Annotated in this window: 17 protein-coding genes and 1 pseudogene; 17 read left to right on the top strand and 1 reads right to left on the bottom strand. The window is 69.9% G+C overall.

Translation table 11 applies throughout. The annotated features are described in order from the left end of the window. Positions 1 to 51 precede the first annotated feature (51 nt). From QMK28_RS06760 to QMK28_RS06815, 12 genes and pseudogenes are all read left to right on the top strand, one after another. Positions 52 to 312, top strand: a complete 261-nt coding sequence (locus tag QMK28_RS06760; RefSeq protein ID WP_326436084.1) for a hypothetical protein — start codon at positions 52 to 54, stop codon at positions 310 to 312. Then, a complete protein-coding gene (locus tag QMK28_RS06765; RefSeq protein WP_326436085.1) occupies positions 309 to 782 on the top strand; it encodes a hypothetical protein in 474 nt (157 codons plus the stop codon). The genes QMK28_RS06760 and QMK28_RS06765 overlap by 4 nt, the downstream gene beginning before the upstream one ends. 153 nt (positions 783 to 935) lie before the next feature. Further along, a complete protein-coding gene (locus QMK28_RS06770; RefSeq protein WP_326436086.1) occupies positions 936 to 1613 on the top strand; it encodes a 3'-5' exonuclease in 678 nt (225 codons plus the stop codon). Beyond that, positions 1610 to 2575 (top strand): hypothetical protein, encoded by a 966-nt coding sequence (locus tag QMK28_RS06775; RefSeq protein ID WP_326436087.1) that lies wholly within the window; start codon positions 1610 to 1612, stop codon positions 2573 to 2575. The genes QMK28_RS06770 and QMK28_RS06775 overlap by 4 nt, the downstream gene beginning before the upstream one ends. Further along, positions 2575 to 3705 (top strand): recombination directionality factor, encoded by a 1131-nt coding sequence (locus QMK28_RS06780; RefSeq protein WP_326436088.1) that lies wholly within the window; start codon positions 2575 to 2577, stop codon positions 3703 to 3705. Before QMK28_RS06775 ends, QMK28_RS06780 begins: the two co-directional genes overlap by 1 nt. Then, complete coding sequence (locus tag QMK28_RS06785) at positions 3702 to 4415, top strand: 3'-5' exonuclease (protein WP_326436089.1); 714 nt, start codon at positions 3702 to 3704, stop codon at positions 4413 to 4415. The genes QMK28_RS06780 and QMK28_RS06785 overlap by 4 nt, the downstream gene beginning before the upstream one ends. A 101-nt stretch (positions 4416 to 4516) precedes the next feature. Then, complete coding sequence (locus tag QMK28_RS06790) at positions 4517 to 4648, top strand: hypothetical protein (RefSeq protein ID WP_326436090.1); 132 nt, start codon at positions 4517 to 4519, stop codon at positions 4646 to 4648. Continuing rightward, positions 4645 to 5055 carry a hypothetical protein gene (locus tag QMK28_RS06795; protein ID WP_326436091.1) on the top strand — a complete coding sequence of 137 codons (411 nt, stop codon included), beginning with the start codon at positions 4645 to 4647 and terminating at the stop codon, positions 5053 to 5055. The genes QMK28_RS06790 and QMK28_RS06795 overlap by 4 nt, the downstream gene beginning before the upstream one ends. Beyond that, positions 5052 to 5429: an SLOG family protein gene (locus QMK28_RS06800; RefSeq protein WP_326436092.1), complete on the top strand. Its 378-nt coding sequence runs from the start codon at positions 5052 to 5054 to the stop codon at positions 5427 to 5429. Before QMK28_RS06795 ends, QMK28_RS06800 begins: the two co-directional genes overlap by 4 nt. Then, complete coding sequence (locus QMK28_RS06805; protein ID WP_326436093.1) at positions 5426 to 5629, top strand: hypothetical protein; 204 nt, start codon at positions 5426 to 5428, stop codon at positions 5627 to 5629. Before QMK28_RS06800 ends, QMK28_RS06805 begins: the two co-directional genes overlap by 4 nt. Next, on the top strand, positions 5626 to 6465 hold the full coding sequence (locus QMK28_RS06810) for a hypothetical protein (protein WP_326436094.1): 840 nt from the start codon (positions 5626 to 5628) through the stop codon (positions 6463 to 6465). The genes QMK28_RS06805 and QMK28_RS06810 overlap by 4 nt, the downstream gene beginning before the upstream one ends. Continuing rightward, a pseudogene (locus tag QMK28_RS06815) lies at positions 6462 to 6704 on the top strand (WhiB family transcriptional regulator); the annotation flags it as partial. The gene QMK28_RS06810 and the pseudogene QMK28_RS06815, both read left to right, overlap by 4 nt. Positions 6705 to 6923: 219 nt before the next feature. On the opposite strand, the gene QMK28_RS06820 reads toward QMK28_RS06815, so the two are convergent. Further along, positions 6924 to 7127 (bottom strand): hypothetical protein, encoded by a 204-nt coding sequence (locus QMK28_RS06820; protein ID WP_326436095.1) that lies wholly within the window; start codon positions 7125 to 7127, stop codon positions 6924 to 6926. A gap of 200 nt (positions 7128 to 7327) precedes the next feature. Here QMK28_RS06820 and QMK28_RS06825 point away from each other — a divergent pair, with 200 nt between their 5' ends. The 5 genes from QMK28_RS06825 (at position 7328) to QMK28_RS06845 (ending at position 11997) form a co-directional block, all read left to right on the top strand. Continuing rightward, positions 7328 to 8158, top strand: a complete 831-nt coding sequence (locus tag QMK28_RS06825; RefSeq protein WP_326436096.1) for a hypothetical protein — start codon at positions 7328 to 7330, stop codon at positions 8156 to 8158. After that, positions 8158 to 9549 carry a DNA cytosine methyltransferase gene (locus QMK28_RS06830; protein WP_326436097.1) on the top strand — a complete coding sequence of 464 codons (1392 nt, stop codon included), beginning with the start codon at positions 8158 to 8160 and terminating at the stop codon, positions 9547 to 9549. The genes QMK28_RS06825 and QMK28_RS06830 overlap by 1 nt, the downstream gene beginning before the upstream one ends. A gap of 80 nt (positions 9550 to 9629) precedes the next feature. Continuing rightward, positions 9630 to 10085, top strand: coding sequence for an HNH endonuclease (locus tag QMK28_RS06835; protein ID WP_326436098.1), 456 nt, complete (start codon positions 9630 to 9632; stop codon positions 10083 to 10085). After that, positions 10085 to 11254 carry an HNH endonuclease gene (locus tag QMK28_RS06840; protein WP_326436099.1) on the top strand — a complete coding sequence of 390 codons (1170 nt, stop codon included), beginning with the start codon at positions 10085 to 10087 and terminating at the stop codon, positions 11252 to 11254. The genes QMK28_RS06835 and QMK28_RS06840 overlap by 1 nt, the downstream gene beginning before the upstream one ends. Further along, positions 11251 to 11997: a zinc finger domain-containing protein gene (locus QMK28_RS06845; protein ID WP_326436100.1), complete on the top strand. Its 747-nt coding sequence runs from the start codon at positions 11251 to 11253 to the stop codon at positions 11995 to 11997. Before QMK28_RS06840 ends, QMK28_RS06845 begins: the two co-directional genes overlap by 4 nt. Positions 11998 to 12085: the final 88 nt, after the last annotated feature.

Raw genomic sequence — 12085 nt, forward strand, 5'->3', positions numbered from 1 at the left:
GGACCACGGCCCCGCCTGCCAGCCCGAGTTCGACACCCACCGGAGGCAGTAGTGACACCCAGCGAAATCCGCCTCCGCGCCGACCTCCGCCGCTACCGGGAGCTCGCCGCCGCCCTCACCGAGCGTCTCCTCGTCCTCCAGGACGCCAACGAAGGCGCGTATCGCGCGGCTTACGACGTCGTCGGCGGACCCCACCACTGCCCGAACAGCGCCTTCGGACACCCCGCCGTCGACCCCGACGCCGTACACCCCGACCGGCTCGCCAGCTACGGCCTCCTCCTCCAACGCCGCGAGACCGGGGAGCCGGCATGAGCATCAACCCCCTACGCGGTACCGGCACCCGGCGGTTCACGCGCCTCCACCTCAAGCACCAGCGTGACGCCGCCCGCTCCGCAGGCCAGGTCAAGGACGGCACGATCCGCGCCCTCGACACGCAAGTTGCTGGCCTCACTGACGAACTCGCCCTCAACCGCGCCGACCTCACCGAGACGCGCAAGCAGCTCGTCGACCAGCGGGAACTCGAAGTCCTCATCGCCGGACTCCGCAAGGAACTCAAGGAGACCAAGGCGTCGCTCGCCAACGCGACCAAGGTTTCCGACCTCCAGCAGCACATCTCCACCGCACCGAGCGGCACCAACGTCCGCGACCTCCGCGCCTACTTCGCCGCAGCCGGCCGGGTCGTCCCCATTCCGCTCCACCAGTCGCCCCTCGCGGACCCCGGACACGTCCCGAGTCCGGCCGACAGTGCGACGACGCAGTCCATCCGACTGCCCGCCGCATAACCCGCAGACAGCCCGCCGTCCGCAGATGCCACCGGCTCCGGCGGCGGGCCCCAAACCACCCGCCGGCGGTCCGGCTTCCCCACCCGGACCGCACCCGGCCTCGCGCCACACCCCCGCGCGAGGCCGGGCCCCACACACCCGAAAGCAGACCACATGAGCACCAGTAGCCACACGAAGACACCCCGGCCTCTCGCCTTCATCGACACCGAGACAACCGGCCTCGACGTCGACCACCACGACGCATGGGAAATCGCCGTCATCCACCGACGCCCCGGACACCCCGACGCCGAATACCTCTGGCAGATCCGCACCAGCCTCGCCGAAGCCGACCCCGACGCCCTCGACATCAACCACTACCACCAGCGATTCGCCGTCCCGGACGGAGAGCTCGCCTTCCGCGTCGCGACCGGCACAATGCCCGCCAGCAAGCCCGTCACCGGCTGGGACATGATGCTCGACCTGATGGCCATCCTGGACGGCTCCGTCCTCGTCGGCTCCAACCCCGCGTTCGACGAGCGGTTCCTGACCAAACTGTTCCACTCCGCCAGTGCCACTCCGGCCTGGCACTACCGCACCGTCGACATCGCGACGATGGCCGCCGGACACCTGTACGGGCAGGCCCACACCCTCACCAGCCAGAAGCGCGACCCGGAGCCCTACGACCGTGTCGACGCCCTGCTCGCTGACGGCTGGCGGTCCTACGAACTGTCCCGACAGATGGGCGTCGAACCGCCGGCGAAGGGCACCGCGCACACCGCACTCGGAGACGCCCGCTGGGCCCGCGACGTCTACGACGCGATCACCCAGGCCAACGACGGCGGTGCGCAGTGACCGCCCCCACGCTCCCCGCCACACCGACTGGCGAACTCGCCGGGGCCACCACCGCCCCGGCCGCCGGTCGGCGCCGCAAGGCACCGGCCCCCGCACCCACCGGACCCGACCGCATCCCCCGGCCCTCGCAAGGCTGGTACCGCGACAAAGTCACCGGCGACAAGCTGCGCCGCGTCACCACCATCCTCGAACAGGGCTGCACCAAAGGCGACGCCCTCACCATCTGGGCAGGCAACATCACCGCCGAGACCGCCATGGCGAACCTGCCCTACCTCGTTTCCTCCTCCCTCCAGCCGGCCGCCCGGTACGAGGCCGAGAAGTGGCTCAAGCGAGCGCACCACCGTAAGAAGGACGAGCGCGCAGACGTCGGCACCGCCGTCCACACACTGATCGAGTCGCACGTCCTCGGCACACCGATGCCCGACGCACTCCTCACCGACGAGGAAATGGCCCCGTACCTGCGGCACTTCCTCCAGTTCGTCGAAGAGTGGCAGGTCACCTTCGAGGCGTCCGAGATGGTCGTCGGCAACTACGAGCAGGGCTACGCCGGCACCCTCGACTACCTGCTCCGCTCCCGGCTGATCGCCGCCGCACTCAGCGCGTACCTCGACGTCGAGGTCCCCGCGGACTCCGTGTTCATGGGCGACACCAAGACCGGCGGGGAGCTGGACATCAAGGGTGTCTACCCCGAGGCCGGATTGCAGATGGCCGCGTACCGGAAGGCGCGGGTGGCGTGGCTGCGGGACGGCTCCACCGTGCCGATGCCCGCGACGTACTCGACCGGCGTCGTCCTGCACCTGCGGCCCGAGGGCTACCGGCTGGTCCCCGTGGTCTGCGACGACGCGGTGTACGCGGCGTTCCTCGTCATCCAGCAGGCCGCCGAGTGGACGTCCGGCCTGTCCAAGAAGGTCGTCCGCCCCGCCCTCACCCTGCCCGCCCTCACCGAAGGAGCTGCGGCCTGATGCCCATCCTCGATCTCCAGCGCCGCATGCGTCAGCTCGGCGAGATCCGTATCGGCCACGTCATCGACACCGGCAAGAAGCGCAAGGACGGCAAGCCCCTCATGCGCCCCGCCAAGTTGAAGGCGTTCCGCTTCACCAGCCCGTCCCGCGCGATCCTCACCAGCGTCGCCGAGCTGTACGGCGGCGACGTCCAGCCCTGGACCCCGGCCAACGGCGGACCCAGCGAGTTCGAGGTCTACTCGACCACCGACCGGCTGCCCGTCCTCATCCCCCCGAACGACGCCGTATCCCAGTGGTACGAGCTGTACGCCGGATCGAAATGCATGCGCCGCTGCGACGGACAGACCGAGCAGAAGAAAGACCGGCCGTGCCTGTGCAACCCGGACGAGCGCGAGTGCTCCATCACCACCCGCGTCAACGTGATGTTGCGCGACATCCCGGCGCTCGGTCAGTGGCTGCTCATCACCAAGGGGTACTACGCCGCGACCGAGTTGCCGCCTGCGGCTGAGCTGCTGGCGCAGGTCGGCGGTTACGTCGCCGGGTGGCTCGGCATGGAAGAGAAGTCGGTCGTCAACGACGAGGGACCGATGCGGTTCATGGTCCCGACCCTCGACGTGGAGATCACCCCGGCCGCGCTGATGGCCGGGCAGATCACTGGTGCCCCCGCGGTCGCCTCCGGTCCCGAGCGTGTCGCTATCACTGGCGGGCGCCCGGATTATGCGTCGCTCGCCGCGGTGGCGAAGACCGCCGAGGACGTCGGCCGGTTGTGGGCACAGGCGAACCAGGCCGGTCACCTTGACGATGCTCTCGCTGCGACGCTCAAGGCCCGAGGCGAGAAGCTCCGCGCCGAGCAGGTCGCCGAGAAGGTCTCGGATGAGGCGGGCGAGTCAGGGGCGCAGGACCCCCCGCCACCGCCGCCGGTTGAGGACGTCGTCGACGGCGAGATCGTCCCGGACGACGACGTGGAAGCTGTCTGGTTCCAGATCATCGCCGCCGCCGGGCCGCTCGGCCTGACCACCGACCAGGTCGAGGCCCAGTTCGCCGAGGCCAATGACGGACTCCACCCCTCGACCGCATCCGTCGACCGGTTGCGCGCCTTCCTCGGCACCCTCAAGGGGGCCCGCTCATGAGCTGGCACCTCGACCGTATGGCCGGCTTCGACATCGAGAGCACTTCGACGGATCCCGAGACCGCCCGCATCGTCAGCGCCTGCGTCGTGCAGGCCGGCGGCGGCCACCCCGTGCAGTCCGCCGTCTGGCTCTCGGACGTGGACGGCGAGGAGATCCCCGCCGAGGCCGCCGCGATCCACGGCATCAGCACCGAGCGGGCGCGCGCCGAGGGGGCCGATCTCCGCGAGGTCGTCGAGCAGCTGCTCGGCGCACTCGGGCAGGTTGCCCTCTCCGGCGTCCCGATCGTGGCGATGAACGCGAGGTACGACCTCACGGTCCTCGACCGGGAGGCGCGTCGGTACGGCATGACACCGCTCGACGGCCGAACCAGCGGCGTCCGGGTCATCGACCCGTTCGTCATCGACAAGCAGTTCGACAAGTACCGGCCCGGCAGCCGCAAGTTGACCGCCCTCTGCAAGCACTACCGCGTGCCGCTCGACAGCGCACACAGCGCGGACGCCGACGCCATCGCCGCATGCCGCGTCGCCTGGCGACAGGGCACCATGCACCCCGCGCTCGCCGAGATGACCCTCGACCAGCTCCACACCGCGCAGACCCTCTGGGCTGCCGACCAGGCCCGCGGGTTGCAGGAGTACTTCCGCAAGAAGGACCCGGCCGCGGTCGTCGAGCCCGCATGGCCACTCATCCCATATCAGGAGGCGACCGCCTGATGTTCGGTAACCGCAAACGCCACGACGCCCCGTTCTGACCCGCTCCGGGGCCGCCCTCGCCCAAATCGAGGGCGGCCCCGGCAACCCCAGGAGACCACACCATGAGCGAATCGATCAGCCCCAGCGAACTCGTCCTCACCGACGACCCGCACGTCACCACCGAAGGCGACGGACTGAGGTCCCTGAAGAACCTCAGTGGGCTCGCCTCCCGCAACGTCGGGGGCACCCGATGACCGCCCTCGACTGCACCGTCCCGCCGGTGGTCGACGGCTACGGGCCCAGCTCGCACCGATCGGAGACCGCCATATCCATCACCCCGGACGAAGCCCGCGAGCGGGCCGACGCGACTCTCCGCTCCCTGTACGCCACAGTCGCCGACTGGGACCGGAGCCTCATCGAGCAGGCCATCGAGGCCATCGGAGACGACGGCCGCACGTTCTCCATGAACGGCATCCGGGACCTGCTGCCCGATATGGCGCACCGCACTGCCGGGCTGGTCATGCGCTCCCTCATCGGACGCAAGAACCCCACCATGCTCGTCAAGATCGGTGAGGAGCCATCAACGTCGGGCCCCACGCACGGCAAGCGGATCAACATATACCGGCTCGCCCGCACCGTGTCGCAGAGGGCCGCCGCATGAACACCCCCTACCGCATCCTCGTCACCGGCAGCAGGGCCTGGACAGACGCACTGCCCATCCGCCAAGCCCTCGCCGCCACCGCCGCAGCCCACACACCCGCGGTCGTCGTGCACGGCGCGTGCCCCTCCGGAGCCGACCTCATCGCAGCCCACTGGGTCGAGGAATGCGGAGCCCACTTCGGCGCGACCGCCGAACCCCACCCCGCCCTCTGGCAGATCAACGGCAAACGCGCCGGACTCATCCGCAACCAGCTCATGGTCAACCTCGGCGCTGACCTGTGCCTCGCTTTCATCCGCGACGGCAGCCGCGGCGCGAGCCACACCGCGCGCCTCGCCACCGCCGCTGGCATCCCCGTCCGGCGGTGGTCGATATGACCATCCGTCTCCTTGCGGGCATCGCCGCCGCCGTCGCCGGCCTGCGGACCCGCATCCGGCAGCACGCCGCCGACCGGCCCCACCTCGCACCCGCAGTCGAGTCACCCGCCGCCGACACCCGACCCGACACAGACCGTGTCGAACTCGAACGCCTCGAAGCCCTCTACCGACGGCCATCCGCGAAAGGAGCCCGACCATGACCACGCCACCTCACCCAGGACGCCGCCGCTGCTACCTCGACGGATGCGACCAGGACGCCTGCCGCGAAGCGCACCTCCGCTACTGCAAGCGCTACAACTACGACGCCGCTCACAACGGCCGCCGCACCACCGACGTCACCCCCTACGCCGTCAAACTCCAGACCTACGTCGACGCCGGATGGAGCAAGCAGGGACTCGCCGACGCCACCGGTGTCGCCCGCACCACCGTCCGCGACATCCTCTGCGGCGACGTCAGCAACCTCTACCCCGAGACCGCCCGACGCCTCGACGCCTTCCAACCCGCGCCCGGCACGCCTCCGACCGCCGCGTGGACCGACCTCACCGGCACGAGGCGCCGCATCCAAGCCCTCGCCGTCACCGGCTGGCCCCTGTGGACCACCGCCGCGGACCTCGGGATGGGTCTCAGCTCGGTCCGCCGAATCGTCAACGAGTCCTGGCAGCAGACCTCCAAGCAGACCGCTCAGGCCGTCGACGGGTTCTACACCCGCCGCAGCCGCATCCCCGGCCCGTCCAACCTCGCCCGGCTCCGGGCCCTGGGCCGCGGCTGGCACGGCCCCCTCGCCTGGGACGACAACCTCGACGACCCCGACGCGCGCCCCGACATCGGCGAACCCGCCGTTGAACTGAACCGACTGCAACTCGGCCGCTACCGACGCGCCGAAATCGACCACCTCGACAAATTCGGCATCCCCTACACCGAAATCGCCGAACGCCTCGGCATGGACGAAAACCCCAACCACGTCCGAGACATCGTCGGCGAGCTCCGCAAGGAGCGGGTCGCCAACCCCGCCATCCACACCCAGGCGGCGGCATGACCACCGACTGGCGACACCAAGCCGCATGCCTCGAACTCGACCCCGAACACCACTTCGTTACCGGCACCACCAGCCCCGCACTCCGCCACATCGAGCAGGCCAAAGCCATCTGCCGCGCCTGCCCCGTCATGCAGCAGTGCGGCCAGTGGGCCCTCGAAACCCGCCAGGAATACGGCGTCTGGGGCGGACTCAGCGAAGACGACCGACGACGCCTACTACGCCGCCTCGGCCGCGGCAAGACCACCACGAACGGCCGGCCCACCGCCCAATGCGGCACCGACGGCGGCTACAAGAAACACCTCCGCGAACACAGCGCCATCTGCACCCCCTGCCGCACCGCACACAACGCCACCGCACTCAAGACCTACCACCGCGGACGAGCCGCATGACCACCCGCCCGCATCTGCGCATGAAAACGCCCCGCTGACAACAGCAGGGCGGAAGGAGAGAAGGACGTGTCAGGACTCGGGGTTCTTGGCCAGCCGGCGCTCGATCGCGGCGTGCTTCGCCTGCTGCTTGTGCCAGGCGTTGACGCGGGCGTGAGCGTGACGCCGCAGGTCATCGCCGCGCGAGGTGCCTTCTTCCTCGCACAGAAGCCCGTATGCCGTCCAGGTCTCGTCATCGATACGGACCATGCGGCCGGGCGTCCCCTTCGTCGTCATGCCGACAGCGTAGCTGACCGCTCACCGGCTACACACCCCACGATTCCGATTCGTACAGCTAACGTATTGCGAGTGCCTACACACCCTGCGGTAGGCTCAGACCGTACCGACGGGCAGGCCGAACGATCAAACAAGCCGCCGAATTGGGCCAGTTCGCCATGCCCGCCGGCGCTCCAGATCACCCCGACGGAAGGCGTCCGATGACCGATCGCGAGCACGGATACGCCCGGTACAAGCTCGATGGCTGCCGCTGCTACATCTGCGGCCTGGCCAACGCCACCTACTACGAAGCACGCGAGCGGGCCATCGCCTACGGCACCTGGCACCCGTGGGCCGACGCCGAGCCCGTGCGGGTCCACATCCGCAACTTGCAGGAGTGCGGCCTCGGCACCCGGCGCATCGCCGCCACAGCCAACATCGACCGCAAGAGGATCACGACGCTGATCAACGGGCGTCCGGAACGCGGCACCGCACCCCTGGACAAGCTGCGCCCCGCGACGGCCGCCGCGATCCTCGCCGTCCAGCCCACCCTCGACACCCTCGGCTCAGCGCAGATCATCGGCTCCACCGGAACGGTGCGGCGGCTGCAGGCGCTCGTCGCGGGCGGCTGGCCGCAGACGCACCTCGCGGCGGGCCTGGGGATGACGCCCTCGAACTTCGGTCAGACGCTGACCTCGGACCGGGTCAGGGTGCGCACCGCCCGCGCAGTACGAGCCCTGTACGACGCGAACTGGCGCGCCGACCCCCTGGAGCACGGAGCCACGCAGTCCGGAGTCACCCGAGCCCGCCGCTACGCCGCCGCCCACCACTGGGCCCCCGTCGGCGCCTGGGACGACGACACCATCGACGACCCCAACGCCCAGCCGGACACAGGCGAGAAGACCCTCCGGCGGGAGGCGCTCGCCGAGGACGCCCTGTGGCTGATGGAGAAGTCCGGCTACACGCGCCACCTCGCCGCCGCACGGCTGGGCGTCAAGAGGAACACCCTCGACCAGGCACTCGCCCGGGCTGACGAGCGGAGCGCCGCCTGATGCCGTTCGCCCCCGCATGGGCCGAAGAGGCCGCCGGCCCGCGCATCGCGTCCCTGTTCACCGGGACCGGCGCCCTCGACCTGGCCGTGATGGACGTGTACGGCGGCGACGCCATCTGGCATTCGCAGTACGAGCCGCCGGACAAGGACGGCCGCGAGGACACCCACCAGTACGCCGCCCGCATCCTCGCCCGGCACTGGCCCCACGTCCCCAACCTCGGCGACATCACCGCCGTCGACTGGCAGGCCGTCCTCGACCAGTACGGGCCCGTCGACATCCTCACCGGCGGCTTCCCCTGCCAGTCCGTGAGCGCCGCCGGACAACGCGCCGGCCTCGCCCCCGACACCCGCTCCGGCCTGTGGAACCACATGGCCCGCGCCATCCACATCCTCCAACCCCGATTGGTCGTGATCGAAAATGTCGAAGGACTCCTCTCCGCCAAGGCCGCTCGCGGTATGGGACCCGACGGCGTGCCTTTGGATGAAGGCGGACGAGCCGGGACTCTTCGAGCTCTCGGCGCCGTACTCGGCGACCTGGCCCGCCTCGGGCTCGATGCGGAATGGCTGTGCCGTGCTGCGTCGGACGCCGGTGCCCCGCACCGGCGCAAGCGCGTCTTCATCAACGCCTGGCCCGCCGACGCCGCGCGCCTCGGACACGAACGGGGCGGGGACGCACGGGGACGGGGGAATGGACCTGCGGACGGCGATCTCACTACTGCCGACGCCGCGCGCCTCGGACACGGGCACCCCCGGCCGGCGGGCGAGCGAAGGATTCCGGCCGCCTCTGTCACAAGTGGTGCTGCCCCTCGCGGCCAAGACGCCGCTGCTGCCGACGCCGATGGCCGGGGACGCGAACGGGACACGGAACGCGACGGCGGGCCGGTCGAACCCGGACTCGCAGCATCACCCGGGCTGGACCCTCTCGGACCTGGTGTTCAGCGGACAACTGTCCCCCAGCGGAGCGAAGACACCGCTGTTGCCGACGCCGCGCGCCTCGGACGGAACGAACGGCGGACCCAACCAGCGGGGCAGCAGGGGCGATCTGATGCTCCCGTCAGCCGTAGCGCGACTCTCGGCCTCCGCCCCGGACACCCCGACGTCGACTGGGGCCCCTTCGCCCCCGCCATCCAACGCTGGGAACACACCCTCGGACGCCCCGCTCCCTGGCCAACTGACTTTCGGGGACGCCTGAGCCCCGTCTTCACCGAGTGGATGCAGGGCTACCCGGACGGCTGGGTCACCAACACCCCCGGCCTCAACCGCAACGCCATGCTCCGGGCGCTCGGCAACGGCGTCGTCCGCCTCCAAGCCGAGGCCGCCCTCCGGATGCTGCGCGAACGGATGCCCACCCACGCCCGCCTCCCCCTCCCCGCCCGGTCAGCCGCAGCGTGACCGCCCCCTGCACACCCCACACCGGCCCCACGGACTGACCCACCGCCAGCACCGTATCCGCACCAGCCGAAAGAAGCTCCATGGCCCTGCTGAAGATCGACAGTCGAGCGTCCTCGCATCCCAAGGTGATGCGCGCGGGGAACGCCGCCCTCGGCCTGTGGATGCGACTGGCCAGCTGGGCTGTCCACCAGCACCCCGGCGACTGGACCGTGCCGGGCCAGCTGGTCCGGAGCTACAGCACCGCAACACAGCTGCGGCGCCTGGTCGCCGCCGGCCTGGCGACTCCCGTCGGCGACGACTACGAGCTCGACTCCGAGCTCCTGTCGTCCGCCCAGGCCAGGTACCGGACCCCGATACATCCGGAGCAGCGTCAACGGCTCTACGAACGCGACGGTTACCGCTGCCTCGAATGCGGGGCTACCGACGACCTGACCCTCGACCATATCTACCCCTGGTCGCGGGGCGGGGCCGACACCGACGACAACCTGCGGACGCTCTGCCGTCCCTGCAACAGCCGCAAGGGGGCGAACATCTGATGCCGCGCATCCGCACTGTGAAACCCGAATTTTGGGAGGACGAAGTCCTCGGGCTTCTGCCGCGCGATGCCCGTCTGCTCTTCGTCGCGACGTTCAACATGGCCGACGACGAGGGGCTGCTTCGGTGGACGCCTGCCTATATCAAGGCGCAGGCGTTCATGTACGACGACGACCTTGCCGTGCCGGACGTCGCCAAGTTGATGCAGCAGCTGGCGGATGCCGGTCTGATCTTCCCGTTTGTCGGCGGTGTGGCTCGGCAGCAGATGGCGTGTGTGGTGAATTTCCGCAAGCACCAGAAGATCAACCGGCCGCAGAAGAGCAAGATGCCGGCCCCCTCCCTCCAGAACGCGACGACGCGGCGCATGTACGCGCGGCGGGACGGGTGGACGTGCCAGTTGTGCGGTGGCGGCATTCCCGAGCGCCCGGTGGTGAACGACTCCCACAACCTGTCGATCGATCACATCCGGCCGCAGAGTCAGGGCGGTTCGGATCATCCCTCCAACGTCCGGGCGACGCACCAGGCGTGCAGCGAGGGGCGCCGTGAATGCGGTGGCGGGGAGTTCGTTCCGCCGCGGAGTCTCGCGGGGTTGCACGAGTCCCTGGAGGATTCACTGAATGGTTCAGTGAATGACTCACTGAATGGTTCAGTGAATAAATCTCAGCACAGCGTCACAAACGACCCTGGAAAATCTACGCAGCGTGACTTTAATTCAGTGAACCATTCACTGACGGAAGGGAAGGGAAGGGAAGGGAAGGGAAAGGAAAGGAACTACCCCCCTACCCCCGCAGCCGAGCCCCCCGACGACCCCGCCGCCGTGGACACGGGCAGGCCGCTTCCCGACCGCATGACCGACGCGTTCCTCGCACGCTTCAGCCACGGGAACTCATACAAAGCTCGCCAGGTCCGCGGAGTCGTCGCCGACACGCTCGCCAACGACACCGACCCTGACGAGCTCTGGCGTGCCCTCATCCGCCTCGGCGAGACCAGCAAACCCGTCACCGCGAACACACTCCAGTTCGCGTTCTCCGACATCCGCAAGAACACCCCCAGCAACGTCATCCAGCTCGCGAACGGCCAGGCACTCTCCGGCACTGACGCCAGGGTCGCCGCCCACTCCGCACTCACCGAACAGCTCCGCGCCCTCGAAGCCGCCCGGGAGACCTCATGAAGACCTCCGAAGCCTCAAACCTCCTCACCCGCTGCGCCGGTTTCGACAACCGCCAGCCGTCTCACGCCGCCGCTGAAGCCTGGGCGTCCGCCCTGAGCGACATCCCGCTGGACGCCGACGCCTTCGCCGCCGTCGACCGGTTCTACGGCACCCCACCCAAGGACCCCAGCCAGCGTCTGTGGATTCAGCCGCATGATGTGCGGCGCACCCGGCGGACGATCCGCTCGGAGCGGCTGGAGAACTTCCAGTACGAGCCCGTCGGCAACGAATCGCCCGCCGAGTTCCTCGCCCGCTACCGCGGTCAGCTCGACGCCATAGCCTCGGCCTCCGGTCGCACCGGCCCGCCTGCGGGCCGGCTTGCGCTGACTGGCGGGCCGCACCGGGACGTGGCGAAGGAGTTGGCGGGCGTCGGCCGGACCGTGCCGGACTCCGACGAGGAGGCGCTCGTCGACACGGTGCGTCGCGCTGGGCCGCTGGGCGTCCAATGCCCGGCGTGTGGCGCGGTGATGGGCCGGTCGTGCAAGACGCCGGGCGGCACGAGCAAGCACGTGCTCGGCAAGCCGCGCTCCACGCCGCACACCGCCCGCGTCCGCGCCGCTTCCGGCCAGGCCGAAGTCACGCCCGAGCAGCGGGCCGCGGAGGAAGAGCGGCGCCGGGAGGCTTCCCGGCTGGTGCTGGCCCGCATGGAGTCCGAGGGCGAGATCCCTGACGCGGACATCGTCGAGGGCGGGGCGTCGTCGTGACGGACTTCGACTCGGACGACATCGCTGCGATGCACTGGCAGGGCGACCTCAAGGGGTTCCTCCGCGAGCAGATCGCCGAGGGCCGGGC

Origin of the sequence: Streptomyces sp. H27-D2, assembly GCF_035828615.1 — a bacterium.
GTDB lineage: Bacteria > Actinomycetota > Actinomycetes > Streptomycetales > Streptomycetaceae > Streptomyces.